The organism is Anaerohalosphaeraceae bacterium (assembly GCA_035378985.1).
Taxonomy (GTDB): domain Bacteria; phylum Planctomycetota; class Phycisphaerae; order Sedimentisphaerales; family Anaerohalosphaeraceae; genus JAHDQI01.
On sequence record DAOSUR010000001.1, the window covers coordinates 151,764 to 175,100 of the forward strand.

A 23,337-nucleotide genomic window follows, 5' to 3' on the forward strand; every position below is an offset into this window, starting at 1 on the left:
TTCCGTTTAAATTTTTTCTTCATAGGTATTTTTCAGGGGCTTTAACACGATAGGTGTCGTAATTCCGCTGGGAAGCATTTGTTCTTCATTGGGTGTAATTTCAATCACACCGATGTCGCCGGCTTCCATAGTTTCCGAACCGCCGTCGCTCTCCGTCGCTCCGATGTTGGTAACATATCCGGAGGTATAGGCAGTGGTATCGGCCATTGAAATAATCGTGCCGTAAATCTGGGCATTGCCGCGGACATCCACAATGCCGCCCACAATGGCACCGGTCAGAACGTTGTTTTCGCTCTGGGTAGGGTTGGTATTCCCGAGGTTGACATTAAAGTGAGGCGCCAGGATTGTGGCCTCCTGATAGCCGGACGTATTGTTAAAAGTCGCCTCCCCGGTGAAATACAGGCAGTTTCTCTGCCACCAACCGCTGTTCAGATTCTTGGGAACGTTGGTCACAATCGTGCCGTTGAACGTGCAGTTTTCAAAACGAATATTGTTGTAAGTAGATGTAGTCGAAGTAGGTCCGCTGGTGCTGCAGTCCACATAAAGGATGCCCTCGAAGGTGCAGTTCTTGAACAAGGCATTTGTTCCGCCGCTGATGACAACGTTGCGAAGAGTCTTATTTTCATATTTATAGCGGGTCAGTTTCAGACTGCTGCTGGAGGCCGCGACGGAATATCCGCCGCTGGCCAGAGGAGCATGAGGGAAGTATTCGATGGTATAAGGAACGCCGCTGGTGGATAATTTGCCGTTTTCGATTCTGCTGCCGCTCACAACGGCATTCGATGTAGGAATTTGACTTTTATAATGCAGCGCCGTCAGACTGTTGCCCGAAGCATCGTAATAGTCATTGATGCTCAGACCGGGCATATTGGTCTGATCGGGCTGGCTGTAATTGACAGTCTCATACGTTCCCTTCAGTTCATCGCTGCTGCTGTAGATTCGATTGCCGTCGGCGTCAAACGCTTCGACAGGATTTCCGTACACAACAGGGCCGACGGACTGGCCGTTGACATAGCCGATGATGGGATTGCCGCTGATGTCCGTGGCGACATTAAGACCGTTCTCGATTTTAAACTTCAGCGACAAAATGTTCAGAGGGGTTCCGCTGCTGTTGGTAATCACCCGTCCCGATTCGTCATAGAGATATCCGGTGCTCTTTTTGAGGGTTTTTCCGTCCGACAGACGCAGGTTGCCGTTTTCATCGCAGGCAAAGGTCTGCATTTGATAACTCTGATTGAGAAGGGTCTGCCAGGGCAATACGGTATTGAGCGACCCTTCCACAACGGAATCGTCGGTCATATTGAAAGGAGAGATAGTGGCTTTATTCCACGAGCTGTAAATATCCCCATGTATGGTGGTATTTCCGGCCAGCCACATTCGGCCGCGTCCGGCTATGGCATAATTAAGCACCTGTGCATCCTTGGTGATGCGCATCTGCATAGCCACTGTACGATTCAATCCTTTATGCTGACCTTGGCATTCCACATAAATCGTCAGATTTTCCCGCACATCCGCCGTATCAGGGTCATCATTGTACCGCACAAAACGAATTCGGAAGGAAGAGCCGTCCAGGTACTCAATCCAGTCAGTTGCAACCTGCTGACCGCCTCCTCCCTCGAGTGTATCGACGGAACCTCCGACCTGCGCACAAAGATTGGTCCAGACGGTATCGGCCTGTTCATCGGTCACGGTATTGATATGCGTAGGGCTGCCGGTGGGCGTCTTAGCGGCAATCCATTTGGCATATTCCAATCCGGACAGGGCTGCATTGAGAGCCATATTGGCCTTCTGATGATTGCCGGATACCTGCAGATTGGCCGAGGCCATCGACAGGATACCGACAGAGAAAGCCGTAAAAAGTACAATAAATATCATCGCCGCCAGAATAGCAACCCCGCGATGCTTCGATGCTCGGTTTTTTCTGTTTCGGTACATAAAAGCACCCCTTCATAGAACGGGGGAATTGTTCTTTGAGAGTTTTTCTCTTCTAACCCTTATAAAATATAAATAATAAATATCCGGACGGAGGGGATGGCGGGGCGGCTGTTTTTTGCTCAGAGGCAGGAAAGGACCGATAATTCAGTTTGCTGTAAAGGAATCCCGACTGGCTCAGGGGATTTCCAAATATGAAGAGGGATCGTAATGAATAACAATCTCAGGGAAGAAACCGGCAGGCAGAGACGAAATTCCCGTCCGGTTAAAATAGAGGTCTGCGTTCCCCGTCAGGGTCATCAGAGTGGGAGAATAGTTGATAACAGAACCGCCGATCACTCCGCCGGCATTGCCGTAGAAAGTCACGCCGTTGGCGGCAATACAGCCGTTGAGTGTATCAAAAGAACCGCCAAACGAAACCGCAAAGCCGGGGGCCATCAGAAAAGTCCCGGTTTCCCGGGTCAAATCCCCAAATTGTTCCTCAGGAAGCTCCGAAACGGAACGGCTGCTGACATTGCCTTGAAACTCAATTTTACTGGTACCGGAGTGATCATTCAGGTCGCCGTCTCCAATGATAATCCCAATCACATCCGTATTTCCCGTGAAAACTACCTGATTAGGATACTCGATAAAAACCACCCCTTTTAACGTCACATTTCCTGAAAAGGTGGGATTGGTATTAGCAGCGATTCGGACGTTTTCGAGCGTCGTATTGCTGCTGTAGCTGCTCTTGTTGGCACTGGTAATCGTAATTCCGTCCACATACTGTTCAAAATAATCGGTATTGGGATAAGGAAACTCCGTTGCAGGCACCCCGGTCTGCACATGATGATCAATCGCGGCCTGGCCTGTTTCGCCGCCGATGCCGGCTTTGCCTCCCTGCAGCGTTACAACTGCATTGGAGTTTACGATTTTGACATCCCCGGCAATCTGGGAATTGCCGACGATGGTCAAGGCATTATTCTGATTTTCGCTTTCGATATATACGTCCGATTCGACGGAGATATTCACCCCTTCAATCTGAATATTGCCCCAAAGACCGAGAGGTCCCTTTGTGGCCACACCAAAATCAAAAACGGAATGACGTCGGGTTCCGTACGCAAAATCCGCCCGAATAGTTCGCTCGAACTCTCCCGCCCGCCCGCATATCCAAACTCGAATTCGTTCTGTTCCCAAGGGTCTTATCTCTGCATAAAAAGAGCGGTCAGAGCCGGCTTGAAGGAGGATGGGGCTTTCCGCCGTACCAATCAGAAACAACTGGTCTTCCACCAGATTTTCGTAGGGAATGTCGTAATTCTGCAGAATAGATTCGAGTTCATCGGCAAAAAAAACAAACCGCTGCTCCGCAGCGGTGGTCCCGGGCAGACTCACCCCGCTGAACCAATACCGAACATATTCCAGTCCGGACTCTGCAGATGAACGGGCCAGATTGGACGTATGGTGATTGGAAGCTGTCTGAACATTGGCCGTCGAAAGCGACAAGACCCCAATGGAAAAAGCAGAGAATAGAACAATAAAAATCAATGCAGCCAGAAGAGCAATCCCCCGGCGGTCAAAGTTTCTTTGGCTTGATTTGGCGTTCATGACCGATCTCCCAGACAAAAGAAGGTTCCGTTTAACCCTCGCTTGGCAGATCTCAATAACAAAGAAGGAATCTTTTCACCCCCATATTAAATATACCTTATCCACCGCTCATTAGGAGGGAAAAAAGAAAAATTTACGCCGACCGCTCCGATAAAATCTTCTGTATCAATGCAAAAAATCCGCATGATAGGAGCTGCGGGTAAATGGGGAGGACTGAACCCAGTCAAAACCCATCCGGCGGGCCTGGCCGGCCCACCAATCAAACTTTTCGGGAGGAATGAATTCGACAACGTCCAGGCAGTTTTTATCGGGCTTTAAATATTGCCCCAAAGCCAGTCGATTGCAGCCGACCGAGCGCAAATCCTGCAAGACCTGAAGAACCTCCTCTTCGATTTCGCCCAGTCCAAGCATGATAGAAGATTTTGTGGGGGTATCCGGCCAGCGGTCTTTGGCCTTTTTCAGAAGGGTCAGCGAACGCAGGTAATCACCGCCGGGACGAGCCGTCGGATAAAGCCTAGGCACAGTCTCCAGATTGTGTCCGAAAACGAAGGGCCTTGCATCCGATAAAAGCTCCAGCGCCTTGTCCTGACAACCTCGAAAGTCCGGCACGAGCAGCTCAAATTGTATCTCCGGATTCTCTTGTCGGCAGAACAGAATGACATCGCGAAAATGGGCCGCCCCGCCGTCCGGCAGGTCATCTCGATCAACGCTTGTGATAACCAAATATTTTAATTGAAGCTGGCGTGCCAAAGCCGAGACCCTTGCGGGTTCTGTGGGTTCCGGCGGCAAGGGTTTTCCGTGTCCGACGGAACAAAAAGCACAATTGCGGGTACAAATATTCCCCAAAATTAAAACAGTTGCTGTGCCTCGGCTCCAGCAGTCGCCCCGATTGGGACAATTGGCATTTGTACAGATGGTTTCCAGTCCCAGCCGCTCAAGGGTCTTTTGTGTATGGGTGAACACGCCCCCCCCGCCGACACGTCGTTTCAGCCAGGCCGGAAAACGTCCCTTGAATTCACTCATCGGCCAGCCCCTCCGAACCAGCCAAATACCGCCTGCAAAGGTCTGTTAAGCAGCCCTTTATGTCCTGCATCGAAGGAGCAGTTCCGCGTTCCTTCAAAACAGAAGTTATCTGCACCCCTTCCAAACCGCAGGGAACAATCGCATCAAAAATGGATAAATCATTGCAAATATTGACGGCGATCCCGTGGAGGGTAACTCGCTTGCGCACCTGAACACCAACCGAACCGATTTTCCTTCCGCTCACCCACAGTCCGGGGGTTTGCTTGCGCCAGTCTGCTCGGATGCCGAAAGTCCGCAGCATCTCGATGCCGATTTGCCCAAGTGTATGCACATAGTCGCTTAATCCTATTTTGAGACGGCTAAGTTTCAGAATCGGGTACATCACAATCTGCCCGGGATTGTGAGCGGTTGCGGCTCCGCCCCTTCCGACCCGGCATATTTCTATTCCCTGCTGATGCAGGTCTTCCGGCATCGCCAGAATTTTATTATCCGCCATTCGCACACCCAAGGTAATCACCGGTTCATGCTCGGTCAGCAATACAGTATCTGCAATCGCATCGGCCTGCCGCTGAGCGCAGAGTTCCTCCTGGTATGCCAGACAGTCCGCATACCGCGTAAGCCCCAAATCCCGGATAATCAGTCCATCCTGCACAGGTTTTTATATTATCAAAAAGGAAGAAAATAGGCAATCGAAACCGGTTTCTTTTGACATTGTAGGTCTTTTTCCGGTATAATCTTCCTGTAGAACAATTCTGTTTGGCAGAAAGGGCCTAAAAATGCTCAAAACCGCTTGGAAACTGATTCGGCTCATCTTTACTGTATTCGGAGTTTTGCTGTCGTTTATCGCTTTGATGGAGTTCTTACAGGCCTATCAGGCCCTTCGGACTATGCATCCGATTGCAGGCTATTTGTTCCTTTTAGCCGTCGCGGCCGGTCTGGTTTGGCTGGGTGTGTATTACTGGAAAACAGTCGCAAGCCGCCCTCGCGTGCTCACCCCGCCGAAAATCGAAGATTTCCAATCGGCGGATATTCGCTGCCTTCGAAAGTATATTCGGTATCTGGGCCGCTTTTTGGAACGTTTGGCCCACAATCCCAACTTGTCCGAAGACCAGCACCGGCAGGCCCAAACTGCATCCGACTCGCTGCAGGAAGTCTTGTCCGCAGGCCGTTCACAAGACGAACTGCTGAGTATCATTCGACAAACCGAAGAATCTGCAATTTGTCCCCTGCTCAGAGAGATTGATGAGAAAGCCAACAAACACGTTCGCGACAGCATGCGGGATGTGATGGTGTTTGTGACGCTGAGCCCGTACAAATCGATTGATTTGGCCGTGGTGATTTATCGCAACATCCGGATGGTGCTGGATGTGGTCAAGATGTACAACAGTCGGCCGGCTTTGCGAGAACAGGCGGCTGTCTTTTATGACATCTTCACCATTGTAGCAACGGTCAACTACATTCATCTGGGACGCAATCTGATTGAATCCCTCGGCAGCAAAATCCCCGGCATCGGTCGATTTCTGGATGAGATTGCCGAAGGCATCGGCGCGGGTTTTCTGACAACGGTGACCGGCCATGCGGCGATGCAGCGGTGCCGCGCATTTACGGGCTGGAACCCGCAAAAAGCCCGGGAGTCAATGTTGTCGCATCTGGGTGATTTTTATGCAGATGTCCGCGATGTCTTTTTCAAGGATGTCTGGGGGCTGCTTGTCCACAAGTCGGATCAGGCGTTTGCGGCTGCTAAAGACACGGTCGCAGGTGCTTTGGAGGAAACCGGCCGGCAAATCGCCGAGTGGATTCGCACACCGGTGGATTTGGCCGTCGGGGCGGGCAAATCCCTGGGGGATTGGATTACAAAGCCGTTTCGAAAGGAATGACGGTGCAGTTGGCGGCATGGAAAAAGCGGACAGGGCCGTGATGTAGCTGCACCAGCAGTCCTTTGATTGGGTCAATGTCGAGGCAGGTTCCGCAAAACTCCCGCTGATTTTCGAGAATTCGAATCTGACTGCCGATTTGCCGGTTATAGCGTTTCCAGACCTCGATTAGGTGCGGCGGGGCATCTCGGCTGATGACGAACCAACGGTCTAAGGCATTCAGAAGCGATGCCGCTAAACCGTTCCGTTCAATGGGCTCATGGGTTTCGAGGGCCAGACTGGTGGCCGAATCTTCCAGCCGGTACTGCTCAAAAAATGGACGGTCCTGACAGACATTGATGCCGATGCCGACTGCAAACCACCCCTGAGAGTGAATGGTCTTGGATTCGCACAAAATGCCGCAGACTTTTTTGCCGGCAATCAAAATATCATTCGGCCATTTAATCTGGACCGAGGGAACAGACAAAGCCGCCAGGGTTTCGGCGACGGCGGCGGCAGAGGCCAAAACCAGCAAATCCGCACCCAAATGCCCTCCTTTGAGCAAAATGGAAAACAGAAGGGATTGCCCTGCCGTGCTGTGCCAGATGCGCCCCCGACGCCCCCGCCCTGCCGTCTGCTTCTCCGCAAAAACGCACAGGCCGTCCGCATCGGGGCTGCCGGCAAAATCCCAGACAATATCGTTTGTGCTGGAAACCTCTTCGAAGACAAGCAGCCTCCGTCCGATGCGAGCGGTTTGAAGCCCTTCTCGGATTCGGTCCGGATTCAGCGGTTCATACGAATGCATACTTATCGGTCCAGGCCGATATCGACCGCCACCGCAGAATGCGTAATAGCTCCGACGGCGATTCGGTCAACCCCGCAGCTGGCAACGCTGAGGACATTGTTCAGCGTAATGCCGCCGCTGGCCTCCAGCAGGGGTTTTCGCCCGCACATTTTATTGCGCATCTCCACGGCGTGTTTGAGCTGCCACTGCCCCATATTGTCCAGCAGAATGATATCAATGCCGGGAATCGGCAGCACCCGGTCCAGCTGGTCATCAACGTGGTCCACTTCTACAATGACGGATTTCACGGTGGGAATCTGCCGGGCCTTTTGAACCAGTTCACGAAGTTTGACTTCGAACCGCTCCCCCAAGTCGGCCAGATGGTTGTCCTTGAACATCACCATCTCGCCCAGATTCATCCGGTGATTGTATCCGCCGCCGCAGCGAACAGCGTATTTTTCCAGCTCCCGCCAGCCGGGAATGGTTTTGCGGGTATCGTAAATCTTGGCTTTGGTTCCGCGAATTGCCGAGACAAACTTCCAGGTCATTGTGCTGATGCCGCAGAGACGCTGGAGAAAATTCAGAACAACACGCTCGGCGCTGTGCATGGCCCGCAGGGGCCCTTCAATGATGCCCAGCCGGTCGGCGACGTTGGCCCGATGACCGTCCGGGATCAGCACCTTCAGAGTCAGCCGGGGGTCATATATTTTGAGGACTTCCTGAATAATCTCCATCCCGCATACAACGATCTCTTCTCGGGTGATTAAACTTTCCCGCCCTCTCTTTTTTTCGCTGACGGTGAGCATGCTGGTGGGGTCGCCCTTGCCGTAATCCTCTTTGACCGCCAGTTCCAGCAGCGGCCGAACATTTCTCATATCCGGTTTTCGGATGCGTCGGACTGGCTGTTCATCTTTTTTTCTGGGCATAGGTCTCAGGTCCTCTCTGGGGGCAGCGTTTCTTAGGTTCGTTTTCTCCGTCCGGCGGGGCTGCCTCGACGTCCGCCTGCACGGGGCTGTTCCACCTCCAAAAAAGGCATTTCCTTTAATTGTCGAATCTGGTCCCTCAACCGGGCGGCTCGTTCAAACTCCAGCTGCTCGGCCGCTTCGAGCATTTCCTTTTCCATCTGTGCAATCAACTCCGCTCGGTCGTATTCGGCGTCCTCCAGCCCGACGGCCTGACGGGCCGCCTGCCGCGCCCGCAGCTGTTCGGCCAGACCTCGCTGAATCTCTTTGCGGATGGTTTGCGGAGTAATGCCGTGGCGGGCATTGTATTCCAGCTGCATTGTACGCCGCCGGCGGGTTTCGTCAATCGCTTTCTGCATCGATGGAGTAATCGTATCGGCATACAGCCAGACTGTCGCATCGACATTGCGGGCTGTGCGCCCAATGGTCTGAATCAAAGAGGTCTCGCTCCGCAGGAACCCCTCCTTATCAGCATCAAGAATAGCCACCATCGACACTTCCGGCAAATCCAATCCTTCCCGAAGAAGGTTGATCCCGACCAGGACATCAAATTCCCCCGTCCGCAGGTCCCGCAGAATCTCCACCCGCTCGAGGGTCTGGATTTCACTGTGCAGGTATCGGCAGCGAATCCCTTTGGAGGCCAGAAACGCAGACAAATCCTCAGCCAGCCGCTTGGTAAGCGTGGTCACAAGCACACGCTGACCCGCTTTGATGCGTTTTTCAATTTCGCCGATTAAATGCGGAATCTGGTCGGAGGCCGGATGAACGAAAATCTCCGGATCAACCAACCCGGTCGGCCGAATAATCTGTTCCACAACCCGACCGCCGCAAAGCTGCAATTCATACGGCGCCGGTGTAGCAGAGACAAAAATCACATATTTCCAGCGTTCCTGAAACTCCTCAAACCGCAGCGGCCGGTTATCCAGGGCACTGGGCAGACGAAAACCGTGCTCCACCAGCACTTCCTTGCGGTGCCTGTCGCCGTGATACATCGCCCGCAGCTGCGGAATGGTTACGTGAGACTCATCGATAAACAGCAGAAAGTCTTCCGGGAAATAATCCAGCAGCGTATAAGGACGGGCTCCGGGTTTCAGACCCGCCATATGTCGGGCGTAGTTCTCAATGCCGCTGCAGTAGCCGACCTCGCGAATCATCTCCAAATCGTAGCGGGTTCGGGCCTCCAGACGCTGGGCCTCGAGCAGTTTGCCTTCGTGGCGAAGTTCAAGAAGCCGCTGCTGAAGTTCTTCCTCGATGCTCCGGCAGGCCGCTTCAATCCGTTCGGCGGGCAGGACATAATGCTTGGCCGGATAGATAAAGACCTGCCGTTCATCGGCCAAGACCTGCGCACTGACCGGATGGATGTAGCGAATGGCCTCCACCTCGTCTCCGAAAAACTCAAAGCGGACGCCGTACGATTCATAGGACGGCCACAGTTCCACGACATCGCCGCGCACCCGAAACGTCCCGCGGGCAAAGTCAAGGTCATTGCGGTTATACTGCAAATCCGCCAGACGGCCGAGCAGCTCATTGCGGTCCAGCGTATTCCCCACCCGCACACCGATGACGCTCGCCTGATAATCCTCCGGACTGCCCAACCCGAAAATGCAGGAGACGCTGGCCACGATGATAACATCGCGGCGGCTCATCAGACTCGTGGTCGCCGACAGCCGCAGCCGGTCTAATTCATCATTGCGCGAGGCGTCTTTTTCAATATAAATGTCGCGCTGAGGAATATAGGCCTCGGGCTGATAATAGTCATAGTAGCTGACAAAATATTCGACCGCATTTTCCGGGAACAGCTCGCGAAACTCCTCATACAGCTGAGCGGCCAGCGTTTTGTTGTGAGAGATAACCAGCGTCGGAAGGCCCACCCGCTCAATCACATTGGCCATCGTGAAGGTCTTGCCGCTGCCGGTAACTCCCAAAAGCGTCTGATAGCGCTGTCCGCTCCGAATTCCTTCGGTAAGTTTCTGGATGGCCTGCGGCTGATCGCCGCGCGGCTCAAACAAACTCTTCAGCGTAAAAACAGACATTTCAGCAAAACATATCGCTTTTGCGGTGTTTCACGGCGGAAAAAAAGCCGGACAAGAGTCCTAAGAACGCTTGTCCGGCCGGCAAACTCAAATTATGTCAATACGATTAAAGATTCATCGAGCTGAACAGACGAGCCATCCGCTGTGATTTGCGGCGTTTGCGGCGGTTGCGTTCCGAGGGCTTTTCATAATAACTGTTTCGCTTGATGTCGCGAATCAGGCCCTCTTTCTCGCACATCTTTTTGAACCGCTTAACCATCTGTTGAACGCTCTCGCCTGCTCTGGCCTTCACTTTAATCATAGAAAGTCGAACCTTCCTTTCAAAACAAATGTTCTCACTTGAGCCCAAATTCATAAAAACGACATTCTATTTTTATCCTTTGTTTTTGCAAGGGTTTTTGTTCATTTTTAGAAAATCTTTTCTCCGGCAAACACAAAAACAAACGATATACATCGCAGATTGATTTACAAGTCATTGACAGATAAGGATTTAGAAACAAACAAAAGACGATGCTTTTCGGAGAAGCTTTGTCGGCTTTCCAATGTCTTCAATCCGCTGAATCCTGGCTGATTTGCGGAGTTCTATTATCCGGTTTACGGTTACAGGCCCTAAACCGGGAACCCGAATCAGCTCCTCTCGGCTTGCCCGATTGATGTTGACCGGGAAAAATTCCGGATGCTGCAGGGCCCACAATTCTTTCGGGTCTTTATCAAGCGGCAGCCGGCCGTCCGGCCCAAAGTGGAAATCCGACTCTTCAAATCCGTATTTTCGAATCAGGAAATCAACTTGATAAAGCCGATGCTCCCGCGTGAGAACATCCGCCGGATTTATCAGAGTCCGCTCCGCAGGCAGGTCCGGTGCCCCCAGCCCCTGCTGATAGGCACTGAAATAAACCCGCTGAAGCCGGAGCCGTTTATACAGACCGAACAGATAGCGGACAATCTTTTCATCCGGTTCATCGGCAGCCCCGACAATAAATTGGGTCGTCTGCTTGACCCCCGCATACCTGGCCCCCTTGGCCGTCAGTCGGCTGATGAGCTTGAGCGGTTCAACGATATCCTTTACAAAGTCTTTGCGGGAAGAGAGTTTGGAAAGATACTCCGCCCCGGGGGTTTCGATGTTTAACGAGACAGCCGTTGCCAAAGAAAGCGCCTTTTCGATAGCCGCAGGACTGGCCCCCGGCAGGATTTTCAGGTGAATATAACCCCGGAATTGATATTTCTTTCGCAGTGTCTCGGCAATCCCGTTCAAAAGGTCCATTGTCCGGTCCGGTGTACCGATGACCCCGCTGCTCAAAAAAAGACCAAAGACCTTCCTTTGGTGATAATACTCCAGGAACACCCGACAGGTTTCTTCAACAGTCAACGTGCAGCGGCGGAGGTCCTGGTCATTTCGAAGCGGGCAATATTTGCAGTCGTTTGAACAAACATTGGACAAGAGGGTCTTAAACAAAACGCTGGTGCCGCCGTTGGGCAGGGTCACCGGATAAATCCACCGCCCGTCGAGACCGCGTTTGCGGTGCTCTTCGGGACGAGTCGTCCCGCAGGCACAGGCCAGGTCATATTGGGCATCGCTGGACAGAATCCGCAGTTTTTCAACTGTATCGGGCCTGGTAATGACCGCCGGCATTTGTACATCCCTGCTGATTTTTTTTTGTTCCTTCGGTAAACAAGCATACCCCACCCGCACTCATTCTACAAGGATGAGCCGTAATTTTCTTGATTTTGCCGCGGTTTTGGTTATAGTAAAAGGGGAATTCGCAGAAATAAGGGCAAATAATGAACCAAACACAACTTGCGGTCAAAACAGTTGCAGGCGGTTTCTGCTGTCGGGCAGCGGAGTTTTTCTTTCCTTCCTTTGCAGCTTCCGCGTTTCTCCCATATCCACAAGGAAAGGAGGGTATCGTGCTGTTTTCGACGGCCCAGCGGTCCATGCCGACACACCGGCTGTGTGTCCTGCGGGATGTGGAATGGATGAAGCGGCTTTCCGGCTGGAAGAGCAGGCCGGATGAGACGGCTAAAAAAAGCGAGGCAATAAAAGACATTTTGGGTCTGCAACTTTTTTGCTGGTTGGAGAAATGATGCACTTGGGCGGCGGATTGAGAAGCTCAATCCAAACAACACGGCCGAGCGGTATTATTACGATGACCAGCGGGTGTTGCTGCGGACCTCGGTCAGCAGCAGCGGAATAGAAAGCGATTCGCGGACGTTTGTATTCGGCAACTACATCGATGAGGTTTTGATGATGCGGCAGCCGACGGGGACGGAGTATCTCTACGGTCATGACCATCTGTACAGTCCGGCCGTGCTGTTCGATGCGGCCGGAACGGTCGTAAGACGCTATGAATACGATGTTTACGGTCGAATGCGGCCCTATTCGGCAACGTGGGGTTCGGTGCCGTGGCTGGCTTGGCAGATTCTGGGCAATTATTACGCCTTTACGGGGCGGGAATTGGACCGGGTGGGAACGTCCCAAACGGGATTTTTGGAAATTATGTACTATCGCGCCCGGTATTATGACCCGGACAGCAGCTGGTTCCTCCAGCCCGACCCGCTGGGCCTTGACCCGGCCGGCGGACAAGAGAATCTGTTCTATCCTTTGCGACAATATGAAAATGGACCGAACCTTTACAAGGCCTTCCAATCCGATCCTTTGAAATTCATTGACAGCCTCGGGCTAGGCACAGAAGCATTTCAGTCAGATTGATTGGGGACTTGCGGGGTACTACTGGGGTTCCTTAAAAGGATACTTTCGATGGGATTGCGAAACAAAATCTGTAGGCATAACCGGCGTACACTGGGAAGGCCTTGGCGATATCGGCATCAAACTCCCTGGTAACGTGGGGGCAGGAATATGGTTTTCTTATTACACCACAGATTTGAGCGGTTATGTAGATTGCATACACGACCGATGCAAAAAGGCTTACTGGATAATCTACACAGTCACTGTCCAGAAACATATCGGGTTCATCGTGAATTATCATGCGGACCTAGCTTCAGAAACATTAAGCATTATGTGTCCTTGTGAACCGAGGTAGAAAATGAATCTGCTGAATCGAATCTTTTTGTTCCTGATAGGTACACTTGCTGTTTTTGCCGCTCTTTTTATTGTCGTATATACACATCTGACTCCAGCAGACAGCAGTTTGCCCCCCAACGTAGTCGGCCGAATAATTGAATCCGACAGTGAAACATCCATGATTCCTGTCGGAAAAGGCGACATAAATAAAGGAACAATCTGCCTCTTAAAAGGAAAAGTCAAGATCAGACTTCTTTCAGGGGCGATGGTAACCCTGTATTCTCCTGCAGAAGTCATCTTCTCTTCTCCCGAAGAAATCTTTCTTCGATTTGGCCGGTGTGTTATTGAAACTTCGGAACAACCTGCAGCATTCAAATGCCGTACTCCAGAAGTGAAAATTGCCGGCTCCCAATCTCGTTACGGTTTGGTGGTTCATGAAAAGCAGACCAAATTCTTCTATATTGACGGCTGCCTGCCCACCCTTTCATTGGCAAATTCAGGCAATTCAGTCCCAATAAAGGACGGGACATATAGTATCGATGAATCAGGCACTATCAAAATAGTAAATGAAACCTGGGAGAATGCCAGCAGCGATTCTTTTCATAATAAGAAATCTCCCTCTTCGGAAGACAAAGAAACAAAATAACAATCCTACATACATCATATTCTGCGGCGTACTTGACGAAAACGTCTTGATACGGCTGCAATAGTCTGTGCCTGGACAATTTACTGCCCGCACAGACCGTTTTTACCCGACAGCAAATTCATGTTGGTGCAGTATGGTTTTATCCCCTTCAGCAGCAAAGGCGTCAACCCCTTCGGCCCGACAAGCCGGTACACCGACGGAATGAATGCGTATGAATATGTCAAAAGTTTTCCGCTACTCTTTTTCGATGCAGAAGGACCGGCGACAATTCCTTATTGGCCGATTGGCCCGGGATGCGGCCCGATGTATCCAATCAACCTGCCAACCCCTGAATCCAAGTCCCCTTGTGTATGGCGATTTGAAAACTTTGCGTGGGAGTATTTGGGTAATGTGGGATATTACCTGCAGGAATTTAAGATTCCCAATCCCTATCCGGACTGCGGAGCCGGCAGAAGCGGCAGGATAGGTTGGGTTCGAATGCGTTACCCGCTGGATGACTCTATTTGGAAACATTACGCAAAACCGGAGGGATGTGAGTGTATCTTTCGATCGGTGATAACCTACCGAAAATGGTGCTGCAATCGAAGAACGTCCGCCCTTAAAAGAGAATATGCAGTCTTCAATACATTTATCAATGGCAAACTCAAAGAAGAAAAAGATTTCAGAGGCAGTCGACGCTATAGATGTTCTTGTGATTTTGACCCCAGCAACCATCCGGTTCCTCGCAGCGTTTTGAAGCCGACAGACGGAGAATTATGGTAATATGAAGAATAGAGTGGCTGTCTTAAATCTAACGATTTGTTTCCTCTTTTTCCTCGGTTGTCAAAACGACAAAGAACAACTGGAAAAAGCCGTTCAGAAAAACGACTGGGAAACGGTCAAATCTCTTTTGAAGAAAAATCCCCAGCTGATTAAAACATCCGTCCGCAATGGATACAACTTACTGTATGCGGCCATCGTTTGCAATAATCAGGAAATGGTCCGCTATTTACTTGAAAAAGGAGCGGATGTGAATGAAAAAGCGGGCAAATTTTCAGAAGCTCCTTTGCATTGGGCCAGCACCTGGGGACGACAGGAGATTGCACTTCTTCTTATTCAGCACGGAGCCGATGTCAATATTCGATGCGGCTCATTATACACCCCTCTTCACAACGCCTGTCTTTATTCTCACGAAGCAATGGTTCGGCTTCTGCTTGAACATGGAGCCCAGGTTAACGCTCTTGATTTTGTCGGGCGGTCCCCTCTGTGGCTTGTCTGCGACAACCGCAGGGAAACAGCATCGGATTTTACGATTATCCGAATGCTGCTGGACCATGGAGCGGATCTCAATTTTTGCCTCAACGGATGCAGCATTTTTGAGGCAACACTCGGCAGCCGTTGTTTTCGAAAAGCAGAATTTCTGGCCGACTGCGGGGCTGTACTGGAACTGCCCGGCGAACATGAGACTTGCCGGTTGGAAGGGGAACAGCTTAAGGACTATATAAAATGGTATGAACGGGTAATGGAGGATATTCCGGAGCAACTGCCGGAACATTACAGCAAATAATCTGACTCTGGAATAACGGTCTTATGCCTCGGATGCCGGCCGATTCCTCCAGCCCGACCCGCTGGGCCTTGACCCGGCCGGCGGAAATTTTAACTCCTTCGCTCCGACAAGACAGTACTCCGACGGAATGAACAGGTATGAGTATGTGGATTCGAATCCCATTCATCAAAAGGACCCTATGGGTTTAACAGCGAAAAACAATCAGCAGGTCTGCTGCAAGATAAAAAGAGTCGAACAGTATCCCGCCGTTGTTCTTCCTGACGGCCTTGTCATTCCAGGGTTTCGAAGCACCTGCACGCAGGAGACGATTCCCAATCCGCAGGGAAACCCTGCCGGCCGGGTTTGCCGCTGTCATTATCGAAACCAGAAAAACGTCTCCGTTTACGACTGGCACACCGGAGAATGCTGCTGGTGCACCATTTATTTAGAATCTATCTTTCATACTCGAGTGCGTATTGTCTGCGAGAATGATTCGTTTATTATCCATGTATATCCCGACACTTTTGGTGCTTGGGATAAACGTGCTGTCATCCATGTCGAAAAACCCAGTGATGATGTTTACAACAATCTTTATCTCTCTTTGGCATCCTCAAAGATTTCTTGCGCACAGGCTATGTCCTTAAAATCTTTGGATGGAGCGTCTTGGTATTTTAGTTCCCTCAGAATACCTGGTATTCCTGGCAATGGAAATTGTTTTGAATTTGCATCGTCTTTATTCTTTCAAACCATTAATAGCTGCCCTTGACAAGGAGAGAGATTATGAAAATCAGCAAGACACTTCTATTTCTTCTTGTTGTCTTTTTTACAATTATAATACTTTTCTTGATATCGACTTTTATGACAATGATGATCCCTGTTCTTAAATCTTATAGACATTTGCCTGAAAACCAATTAAGGGAACCGAATGTATCGTTAAGCCTCAAGACAACAGGATACAAATACACGAATTTGTGTTAGAGGATGCCGATCGGCGATCCGTATCGAAGTTATATCGATAAGGCTTTGATGACAAAGAATAAAAATCAATGACGCTTTGGATTGCAGCAAGTTAAATGAGTAAAGGATATTATGGGTAAATATTACACTGTACTCTTGACTCTCGTTTTTGTCGGCTTTGGATGTACTCGGCACAAAAACAACGGCAGCCCTGTCAGGCCTTCTGATTTTCCGGCCTTTCTGAACGCTCCGGAGACAGCAAGCCGTATTCGATATGCGACACCGGAAAACGCCGATATCATCGAAGGGGCCTATTCTCTGTCCTATTTTGTGGAAGAGCCTTTCCCGCCCCGAAATACGATGAGCTATGTTCAGAATGAACTGTCGAGCGCAGGGTTTTTTCGTTTGAAATACCTTTTATACAGCCGGACGGAAGAATGCTCTTACGGATGGTACTCGAACAAGCATACCGAACCCGGATTTATTTACCTGGAGTGGACCGAAAGATGGGGGCATCCGGAGAAAGATGAATGCGTCACTGTCTATTTCTGTTATCGATACAAGCCGCCTAAAAAGGATTTGACTACCCTGTATGTCACTCTCATCTATTCCACGGAAAGGTCGGAACAGGCCGTCTTTGTAAAACAATATAAAGAGTCGCTCCCGAAAGAAGAGTGGGGAAAAAAGGCGGACGAAATAGATTATGAGAATATGTGGGGGCAAGAGAAAAGAAAGTAAAACGAGCCGTTCACCGGCAGTAAAATTGTACAGATAAAAGACTTTGTTGGAGGAAACGGCAGCCCCTTGTTAATGAAAAGGGAAGATGCCTTCTCCAACATAAACGAAGAATATGAAAAAGTATTTTGAGCTGGAACCAATCTTTCTTTTTTTGCTGTGCGGCGGAGGGGTCTTGCTGTTTGTGCTGCTTTTGCGGCTGCTTCTGTGGCTGGCTGTTCTTACAGGCGTCAGATAAGTCCTCAAGTTATCAGGCACGCTATGATGCCCCGGCCGGCGGAGGCATTAACCCCTTCGGCCCGACAAGCCAGTACACCGACGGAATGAATGCGTATGAATATGCATCGTCTAATCCTGTTGTTAAAACAGACCCGGATGGATTAAGTGCATCACAGCATCGTATGTTTTTCGACAGCATGTCTGAACGATCCGAAGCAGTGGCTGCCGCTGAAACTGGATGGGTCGGACAACGCTACACTGGGAAAACTTCTGCTCATCGAGGAAGTGGAGCACAGAAGTTTCCGCGAAATCCCCAGTGAGGACCGTCTTTATACGGCAAGAGATCCGGACAATCAGCAAATCTGTTTTCTTCTCATCACTACGGAATGGAGCGACGGCAAATGGTCTCTTTTCCTTTGTTACAAAACGGAAGAGAACAAAATTGTAGAATTTTATACCTACGGTTTAAATCATCCTAATGACTGGCGGCCTCTAAAATGCGAGAGTACTGACCCAAATCATTTAGGAAAGACTCTTCTTGCCGCAAAGATAGACGAGAGAATGTCTTCCCCCCTTCCAATCGAACGAATTCTAAGTTACTTAGAAAAGGAATAAAGATGCCGATGAAAGCACTCTATATGTACGCCAACCGATTCTTTGTCGTTCCAAAGGGTACGGGCACAGCCGGCCCGGCAGATTCTGGGCAATTATTACGCCTTTACAGGGCGGGAATTGGACCGGGTGGGAACTTCCCAAACAGGCATTTTGGAAATTATGTATTATCGCGCCCGGTATTACGACCAGGACACCGGCCGGTTCCTCCAGCCCGACCCGCTGGGATATATCGACGGAACATGTTTATACTCGTATGTTAGGAACAACCCTGCTCGATTTACCGATTTTATGGGGCTCACTTGTATCGATGAGTGTTCTCCAAGACAGGTAGAATATGAAATACTTGATAATATTGTGACACCTTATCACGTACGCCCTGGTTGGCATGATATCTATAGAGCCAGTACATCTGCCATAACAGGCCTGAATCAAACAGATTGGGCTCAGCTTGTTGTCATGATCCTCACTGGAACAATGAGTGCTGAAGAAATTGCTGGCTGGTTAATTGAGTTGGGTTATAGTTTGCCTGTGAATGAATCTGTTGAGAGAATTATAAATGAAATCAATTGGATCTTAAAGTATCTTGAAGATGCAGGATATGATGCCTATTTAAAGATCAGAATCAGACAATGCGGGCAGAAAAGATGCGGTTTTCTTTGGTGTAAAAGAAGTTGGAAATGGAGGGAACCATACATTACTTATTATTTGTGTGGAGACAACACTGTCGGAGGTTTCTATCCAAACCTTGCCGATGCAGTAAACAGTTTTGATGACTGCATACAGATGTTCCAACATGAAATGGAAGGAGTTAATCATGGGCAGCAGACACTGGAAGATGTATTGTATAAAAACTAAAAAGGGATTCTGGCATATCTTTTTTATTTTCTGGCAGATTGCCGGATGCGTTTACAAATCTCCGGAAACAAAAGATTTCCGTCAGATGCAGGTGGAAAGCATCTGCAGAAGCATTATGAAGTCTTCCGACTTTCCTTCTCAGACAAAAGAGCTGGCTGCAAAGACGCTTCGCAAATGGAATAACAGACGAATCGACCCCGTACCCGTTCTGCTGCATGCCGGTTATGTACAATCAAAAAAAGGACAATGGTTTATTAACCTGGTTATGTCCGATGAAGAGTTCGACATAGATGGTTTAATCATTAAAGAAGTACTGGCCGAAAACGGCAACACAATTACCATGGAAGAGACCTATCCGCTGTTTACAGACAAACACGTGGGGCATTTCCAGTGTATAGAATTTAAACCGAGAGCAATCGGGGAACAACAGATTCATGGGGCTCCGGCTGCAGATTCTGAATATCCTCTTCGTCCCACTTTATTTATCTCTATTCCCGAAAAAGATAAGATTACAGTTGAAATAAAAGTATATGATAAGAAAGGCCATATAAGCAATATTGTATTATTTGAACCATTCATAGAGATGCCGCGAGACTTTGAATGGTTAAAAAGAAATAATCGGAAATAGAAACATAGCCGCGCATAGAACTCTTCACCTTAGAGAATAGCCCTAATTATGCGGTTGCCGGCGGAGGCATTAACCCCTTTGGTCCGACAAACCAGTACACCGACGGAATGAATGGGTATGAGTATGTGGATTCGAATCCCATTCATCAAAAGGACCCTATGGGTTTAACAGTAAAAAACAATCAGCAGGTCTGCTGCAAGGTAAAAAGAGCCGAACAGTATCCCGCCGTTGTTCTTCCTGACGGCCTTGTCATTCCAGGATTTCGAAGCACCTGCACGCAGGAAACGATTCCCAATCCGCAGGGGAATCCTCCCGGCCAGGTTTGCCGCTGTTATTATCGAAATCAAAAAGACGTTTCCGTTTATGACTGGCACACCGGAGAATGCTGCTGGTGTGACGTCTATATAGGATGGGTAACAAACCCTTCAATTGCGGATTCCGATGTCAGATATCACACCAAGTTTTACGTTAAATGTGAAAAGAATCCTTCTTTGGATTTTACTGCGGAGACAACACCGGCGACCGCGGAAATCGATTCAATAAGAGAACTAATCATTGGTGGAGTTCGTGTGTTGCCACAAATAAAAGAAGGAGGCAATATGAATCTGAAAGGCTATTCATGGAGTCATAAAGGGCGAATCAGCTGTAAAAACGCGGAGCAGGCCAAAATGATTGCATCTGCAGATACCTATTGGAGTGTTCGCCACAACTGCTGGATTTGGGCGCATGAAATATCCAATACCGTTCTGGACCTCTGTCCATAAGGAGATCAAGCGGTGAAAATCTTTCGGAAATTGGATCTGGTTTATGTTTCAGCACTTTTGCTTTGTAGCGGTTCGTATGTGTTATGGCACTTATGGAAGGCTCTTCCTATCGGCTATAGACACAATCTTGAACCACTCAAAGAATGTCTCTTGTATTATCTTGAACAGAACGCCGGCGTATTTCCTTCCAGTGAAGAAGAGCTGCTTCAAAAAGGCTTCTTGAAAATAGAGAATTCAACAGAATCAGAGCGTTCATACATATACATATTGGTTCGCAATAGAAACGCACCTTCTCCTGAATTCCGCAGATGTTTTCGTTTTAGGAATTTCACCATAAAATATAATACCCAGTATGAGGACTTGCAATTATTGAATGGACGATTGGTAGACAAACGTACCAATCAGCCAGTTCTGCTGATTAACGGACCGTGTCGGCTTTTTGTTCCATACAGGGACTATTCTATTGAGCTGTACAGGAAAATGTCGGAGATGAAAAAGAAGAACGAAAGCCTATAGTCTCTTGAGCCTTTTATATCATCTGAATATTTGAGTCAGACTTCGGCCCGACAAGCCGGTACGCCGACGGAATGAATGGGTATGAGTATGTGGATTCGAATCCCATTCATCAAAAGGACCCTATGGGTTTAACAGTAAAAAACAATCAGCAGGTCTGCTGCAAGGTAAAAAGAGCCGAACAGTATCCCGCCGTTGTTCTTCCTGACGGCCTTGTCATTCCAGGATTTCGAAGCACCTGCACGCAGGAAACGATTCCCAATCCGCAGGGGAATCCTCTCGGCCAGGTTTGCCGCTGTTATTATCGAAATCAAAAAGACGTCTCCGTTTACGACTGGCACGCCGGAGAATGCTGCTGGTGTGACGCTACATTGGAAGGCGTAAAAAGTGATTTATCCGGCGTCCTTTCACATTTTTGGGTGGTTGTTAAGGAGGCCCTGCATATCTCATAACGATTTTTGCAGGCAGCGGAGGAAAATTTATAGTAACGCCAGGTATTCCTGACAAGAGAGAAGGAACAGGCATAACACTTGCAAATGCAAGAATCGGTTGCAGAACAGCAGACACATACCGGCATGCATTTGGGGAAGCGACCACGAGATTCTGGACCGGTTTATTTTGCTTGGGCAACAGTTGTTCAGCTTATTCCCTATTAAAAAATGAATGTCCATAATCTTCGAATGTACTCGAAGAAAGAGAGTATGAAGTTGACCGGATTAAAATGTATCAGAAGACTATCATTGGCAGTTATTTTGATTCTTGCGGCGGGGTATGTGTCGGCCGTAATCAAATATCAGTGCGAAATCCCGATCTATCAAGTTTATTCGTGCCTTAAATTGTTCATCCAAGAAAACAAAAGAATGCCCACGAGTCAAAAAGAACTTATGGAAAAGGGCTATTTGCGGGTTGAAGGGGAAGATGACAAACATTTTTATTCGATACGCTGTGACCTTATAGAGATTTTCACAAGGGTGCCTGCTGCGGAAAACGAGAATATTTTGGAGTGCTGGCTCATCGTTCCATATATGGAATTCTTTATAAGATATGGAATTCAAAAAGAAGATTTTTTTGTTAGAGATGATATTGTGTGTGATAAAATCACAGGAGAGAAAGTTCTATTATTTACAGGACCGAAGTCTTTTATTTTATCTGGAACTTATAGGAAACTATCGGCGGCTCTCTATAAAGAATTAATGAAAAACGAGGGAAAAGAAACCGGCGAGGAAAAAAAGTAGATATCCTCAGATTGAGCCGCTTTACGGGGCGGGAATTGGACCGGGTGGGAACGTCCCAAACGGGATTTTTGGAAATACTGTACTATCGCGCCCGGTATTATGACCCGGACACCGGCCGGTTCCTCCAGCCCGACCCGGCGGACGGGATGAATCTATATGAATATGTAGACAGCTACCCTTTACATAAACTCGATTATATGGGATTGTGCTGTATTGAAGCACCTTATCCATGGGAATCCTCCAAATGGGGGACAAGTGATTTTCTGGAGCATTACTGTTTTGGAAAAGCCCCTTACCGAAAGGAAGATCCGATCAATTTAAAAGACATCGGCTTATTGGATGCTTTCAAAAATGCTCCGGATGTATTTTTGAAAACAGCCTCTTATCAAACGGATGTATTTTTGAAAGTGATTCGTATTGTCAACCATTTTCAATGCAGCGGGACTTTGTGGAGAATTTTTCCTATCCAAGACGAGGACAAAACTACAACAAATGTAACATCTGATCCCGGGTTATTTGTCATTGGACACAGTACATTCTTTAGAAAATATCACTGTAACATTTTGATCAAGTGTTGCGGAGATCAAAAGTGTTTTCGTTATCGCTGCCGATTCGACTATTCAATCCGCGACTGGTTTCGAGACCCATTTGACATAGGGATAGAATTACCCGGGTGCACTCCCTTCCGAATCAATGCGGATTGGTCGGAAACAATGGAGGGCAACACTTGTTCCTGATAAAGAAAAATACGGCGATATGGGGCGGCGTATTTATATTTATTCTGTCAATGGCATCCTTCAGCAGCTGCCGAAGGATCATAGGATTGCCGAATCGCCATATAGAAAAAGAGCCTTCTGTCCAGGATATCCTTGGGGTATGGACTGTAACAGACCGGTCTGTGCGTTCTCTTGTCAAAAACGGATATAAGACTTATAACCGGCAGAAAGATCATGTTCTCCGCTTCCTGGAGGAGAAGAAATGCATGGTCAGTACTTTTAATTATATCCCCCCATTCCCTGGGAAAAAGGAGGAGATGAATCTCTACATCCATGAGAAAGAAGGTTCATGGGAAATCAAAAGAGTACCGGTCTCCATACGACATAAAACCCGGGATGTGCCCGCGATTGTCATATCCATTGAGGAAACACAGAGTGGTTTTAACATCATGGGCATCGAAATAACACAAATAAATAGGAAGACGCTGACTTACTATATTGCAAAGGAAAACGGCCGCCTAATCTTGTGGCAGCACATAGGCGACCCGGATTATTGTGAATATCTTGACTTCGTAAAAGAGCATTAGCTCATATTCCAGTTGTTGGTCATTATTATATACAAGCAACATTGATGAAACGGCCGATAGATTCATTGACAGTATCAAAATGCCTTCTTATAACTTTCAAGAAAGATACAATCAGTTCATTAGCGGTTGTTCCAGCCATTGCATGAGAAAGG

25 protein-coding genes are annotated in these 23,337 nt (G+C 48.7%); 16 read left to right on the forward strand and 9 right to left on the reverse strand.

The window, feature by feature from the left end; translation table 11 throughout:
* Positions 1–6 precede the first annotated feature (6 nt).
* The 4 genes from PKY88_00735 to lipB form a co-directional block, all read right to left on the reverse strand.
* Complete coding sequence (locus tag PKY88_00735; GenBank protein ID HOQ03726.1) at positions 7–1,935, reverse strand: hypothetical protein; 1,929 nt, start codon at positions 1,933–1,935, stop codon at positions 7–9.
* Between the two features lie 174 nt (positions 1,936–2,109).
* On the reverse strand, positions 2,110–3,516 hold the full coding sequence (locus PKY88_00740; GenBank protein ID HOQ03727.1) for a pilus assembly PilX N-terminal domain-containing protein: 1,407 nt from the start codon (positions 3,514–3,516) through the stop codon (positions 2,110–2,112).
* A gap of 165 nt (positions 3,517–3,681) precedes the next feature.
* Positions 3,682–4,539, reverse strand: a complete 858-nt coding sequence (gene lipA / locus PKY88_00745; protein ID HOQ03728.1) for a lipoyl synthase — start codon at positions 4,537–4,539, stop codon at positions 3,682–3,684.
* Positions 4,532–5,191: a lipoyl(octanoyl) transferase LipB gene (lipB, locus tag PKY88_00750; protein HOQ03729.1), complete on the reverse strand. Its 660-nt coding sequence runs from the start codon at positions 5,189–5,191 to the stop codon at positions 4,532–4,534. The genes lipA and lipB overlap by 8 nt, the downstream gene beginning before the upstream one ends.
* Before the next feature lie 124 nt (positions 5,192–5,315).
* Between lipB and PKY88_00755 the strand changes: the two genes are divergently transcribed.
* Positions 5,316–6,416 carry a YcjF family protein gene (locus tag PKY88_00755; protein ID HOQ03730.1) on the forward strand — a complete coding sequence of 367 codons (1,101 nt, stop codon included), beginning with the start codon at positions 5,316–5,318 and terminating at the stop codon, positions 6,414–6,416.
* On the opposite strand, the gene PKY88_00760 is transcribed toward PKY88_00755, so the two are convergent.
* The 5 genes from PKY88_00760 to PKY88_00780 form a co-directional block, all read right to left on the reverse strand.
* Complete coding sequence (locus PKY88_00760; protein ID HOQ03731.1) at positions 6,391–7,197, reverse strand: biotin--[acetyl-CoA-carboxylase] ligase; 807 nt, start codon at positions 7,195–7,197, stop codon at positions 6,391–6,393. The genes PKY88_00755 and PKY88_00760 overlap by 26 nt on opposite strands.
* Before the next feature lie 2 nt (positions 7,198–7,199).
* A complete protein-coding gene (gene nadC / locus PKY88_00765; GenBank protein ID HOQ03732.1) occupies positions 7,200–8,102 on the reverse strand; it encodes a carboxylating nicotinate-nucleotide diphosphorylase in 903 nt (300 codons plus the stop codon).
* Between the two features lie 32 nt (positions 8,103–8,134).
* Positions 8,135–10,171, reverse strand: a complete 2,037-nt coding sequence (gene uvrB / locus PKY88_00770; protein HOQ03733.1) for an excinuclease ABC subunit UvrB — start codon at positions 10,169–10,171, stop codon at positions 8,135–8,137.
* Positions 10,172–10,277: 106 nt separating this feature from the next.
* Positions 10,278–10,472, reverse strand: a complete 195-nt coding sequence (gene rpsU / locus PKY88_00775) for a 30S ribosomal protein S21 (protein ID HOQ03734.1) — start codon at positions 10,470–10,472, stop codon at positions 10,278–10,280.
* A gap of 189 nt (positions 10,473–10,661) precedes the next feature.
* A complete protein-coding gene (locus PKY88_00780) occupies positions 10,662–11,801 on the reverse strand; it encodes a helix-hairpin-helix domain-containing protein (GenBank protein HOQ03735.1) in 1,140 nt (379 codons plus the stop codon).
* Between the two features lie 525 nt (positions 11,802–12,326).
* Here PKY88_00780 and PKY88_00785 point away from each other — a divergent pair.
* The 15 genes from PKY88_00785 (at position 12,327) to PKY88_00855 (ending at position 23,185) form a co-directional block, all read left to right on the forward strand.
* Positions 12,327–12,878, forward strand: a complete 552-nt coding sequence (locus PKY88_00785) for an RHS repeat-associated core domain-containing protein (GenBank protein HOQ03736.1) — start codon at positions 12,327–12,329, stop codon at positions 12,876–12,878.
* A gap of 334 nt (positions 12,879–13,212) precedes the next feature.
* The gene (locus tag PKY88_00790; protein HOQ03737.1) at positions 13,213–13,836 is read left to right on the forward strand and encodes a hypothetical protein; all 624 of its coding nucleotides are present in this window, start codon (positions 13,213–13,215) and stop codon (positions 13,834–13,836) included.
* Positions 13,837–13,956: 120 nt separating this feature from the next.
* Complete coding sequence (locus tag PKY88_00795) at positions 13,957–14,598, forward strand: hypothetical protein (protein ID HOQ03738.1); 642 nt, start codon at positions 13,957–13,959, stop codon at positions 14,596–14,598.
* A gap of 1 nt (position 14,599) precedes the next feature.
* Complete coding sequence (locus tag PKY88_00800) at positions 14,600–15,382, forward strand: ankyrin repeat domain-containing protein (GenBank protein HOQ03739.1); 783 nt, start codon at positions 14,600–14,602, stop codon at positions 15,380–15,382.
* A gap of 178 nt (positions 15,383–15,560) precedes the next feature.
* Entirely contained in the window at positions 15,561–16,127 is a 567-nt protein-coding gene (locus tag PKY88_00805) for a hypothetical protein (GenBank protein ID HOQ03740.1), read from the forward strand.
* 323 nt (positions 16,128–16,450) lie between these two features.
* Positions 16,451–17,056: a hypothetical protein gene (locus PKY88_00810; GenBank protein ID HOQ03741.1), complete on the forward strand. Its 606-nt coding sequence runs from the start codon at positions 16,451–16,453 to the stop codon at positions 17,054–17,056.
* Positions 17,057–17,168: 112 nt separating this feature from the next.
* Positions 17,169–17,291: a hypothetical protein gene (locus tag PKY88_00815; GenBank protein HOQ03742.1), complete on the forward strand. Its 123-nt coding sequence runs from the start codon at positions 17,169–17,171 to the stop codon at positions 17,289–17,291.
* 146 nt (positions 17,292–17,437) lie between these two features.
* Positions 17,438–17,887: a hypothetical protein gene (locus PKY88_00820; GenBank protein ID HOQ03743.1), complete on the forward strand. Its 450-nt coding sequence runs from the start codon at positions 17,438–17,440 to the stop codon at positions 17,885–17,887.
* 42 nt (positions 17,888–17,929) lie between these two features.
* Positions 17,930–18,742, forward strand: a complete 813-nt coding sequence (locus PKY88_00825; protein HOQ03744.1) for an RHS repeat-associated core domain-containing protein — start codon at positions 17,930–17,932, stop codon at positions 18,740–18,742.
* Positions 18,702–19,370 carry a hypothetical protein gene (locus tag PKY88_00830; GenBank protein ID HOQ03745.1) on the forward strand — a complete coding sequence of 223 codons (669 nt, stop codon included), beginning with the start codon at positions 18,702–18,704 and terminating at the stop codon, positions 19,368–19,370. Before PKY88_00825 ends, PKY88_00830 begins: the two co-directional genes overlap by 41 nt.
* A gap of 158 nt (positions 19,371–19,528) precedes the next feature.
* The gene (locus PKY88_00835; protein ID HOQ03746.1) at positions 19,529–20,134 is read left to right on the forward strand and encodes a hypothetical protein; all 606 of its coding nucleotides are present in this window, start codon (positions 19,529–19,531) and stop codon (positions 20,132–20,134) included.
* A gap of 638 nt (positions 20,135–20,772) precedes the next feature.
* On the forward strand, positions 20,773–21,099 hold the full coding sequence (locus PKY88_00840; GenBank protein ID HOQ03747.1) for a hypothetical protein: 327 nt from the start codon (positions 20,773–20,775) through the stop codon (positions 21,097–21,099).
* 249 nt (positions 21,100–21,348) lie between these two features.
* Positions 21,349–21,882, forward strand: a complete 534-nt coding sequence (locus PKY88_00845) for a hypothetical protein (protein HOQ03748.1) — start codon at positions 21,349–21,351, stop codon at positions 21,880–21,882.
* A gap of 11 nt (positions 21,883–21,893) precedes the next feature.
* Positions 21,894–22,619, forward strand: a complete 726-nt coding sequence (locus tag PKY88_00850; protein HOQ03749.1) for an RHS repeat-associated core domain-containing protein — start codon at positions 21,894–21,896, stop codon at positions 22,617–22,619.
* The gene (locus PKY88_00855) at positions 22,610–23,185 is read left to right on the forward strand and encodes a hypothetical protein (protein ID HOQ03750.1); all 576 of its coding nucleotides are present in this window, start codon (positions 22,610–22,612) and stop codon (positions 23,183–23,185) included. The genes PKY88_00850 and PKY88_00855 overlap by 10 nt, the downstream gene beginning before the upstream one ends.
* The last annotated feature ends 152 nt before the right edge of the window (positions 23,186–23,337 follow it).

Bases quoted from the DNA above. Each gene is read 5' to 3' on its own strand.
- PKY88_00735 (HOQ03726.1), bottom strand. From the start codon at position 1,935: ATGTACCGAAACAGAAAAAACCGAGCATCGAAGCATCGCGGGGTTGCT.
- PKY88_00740 (HOQ03727.1), bottom strand. From the start codon at position 3,516: ATGAACGCCAAATCAAGCCAAAGAAACTTTGACCGCCGGGGGATTGCT.
- lipA (HOQ03728.1), bottom strand. From the start codon at position 4,539: ATGAGTGAATTCAAGGGACGTTTTCCGGCCTGGCTGAAACGACGTGTC.
- PKY88_00755 (HOQ03730.1), top strand. From the start codon at position 5,316: ATGCTCAAAACCGCTTGGAAACTGATTCGGCTCATCTTTACTGTATTC.
- PKY88_00760 (HOQ03731.1), bottom strand. From the start codon at position 7,197: ATGCATTCGTATGAACCGCTGAATCCGGACCGAATCCGAGAAGGGCTT.
- nadC (HOQ03732.1), bottom strand. From the start codon at position 8,102: ATGCCCAGAAAAAAAGATGAACAGCCAGTCCGACGCATCCGAAAACCG.
- uvrB (HOQ03733.1), bottom strand. From the start codon at position 10,171: ATGTCTGTTTTTACGCTGAAGAGTTTGTTTGAGCCGCGCGGCGATCAG.
- rpsU (HOQ03734.1), bottom strand. From the start codon at position 10,472: ATGATTAAAGTGAAGGCCAGAGCAGGCGAGAGCGTTCAACAGATGGTT.
- PKY88_00780 (HOQ03735.1), bottom strand. From the start codon at position 11,801: ATGCCGGCGGTCATTACCAGGCCCGATACAGTTGAAAAACTGCGGATT.
- PKY88_00790 (HOQ03737.1), top strand. From the start codon at position 13,213: ATGAATCTGCTGAATCGAATCTTTTTGTTCCTGATAGGTACACTTGCT.
- PKY88_00795 (HOQ03738.1), top strand. From the start codon at position 13,957: ATGTTGGTGCAGTATGGTTTTATCCCCTTCAGCAGCAAAGGCGTCAAC.
- PKY88_00800 (HOQ03739.1), top strand. From the start codon at position 14,600: ATGAAGAATAGAGTGGCTGTCTTAAATCTAACGATTTGTTTCCTCTTT.
- PKY88_00805 (HOQ03740.1), top strand. From the start codon at position 15,561: ATGGGTTTAACAGCGAAAAACAATCAGCAGGTCTGCTGCAAGATAAAA.
- PKY88_00810 (HOQ03741.1), top strand. From the start codon at position 16,451: ATGGGTAAATATTACACTGTACTCTTGACTCTCGTTTTTGTCGGCTTT.
- PKY88_00815 (HOQ03742.1), top strand. From the start codon at position 17,169: ATGAAAAAGTATTTTGAGCTGGAACCAATCTTTCTTTTTTTGCTGTGC.
- PKY88_00830 (HOQ03745.1), top strand. From the start codon at position 18,702: ATGGGCAGCAGACACTGGAAGATGTATTGTATAAAAACTAAAAAGGGA.
- PKY88_00835 (HOQ03746.1), top strand. From the start codon at position 19,529: ATGGGTTTAACAGTAAAAAACAATCAGCAGGTCTGCTGCAAGGTAAAA.
- PKY88_00840 (HOQ03747.1), top strand. From the start codon at position 20,773: ATGGGTTTAACAGTAAAAAACAATCAGCAGGTCTGCTGCAAGGTAAAA.
- PKY88_00845 (HOQ03748.1), top strand. From the start codon at position 21,349: ATGAAGTTGACCGGATTAAAATGTATCAGAAGACTATCATTGGCAGTT.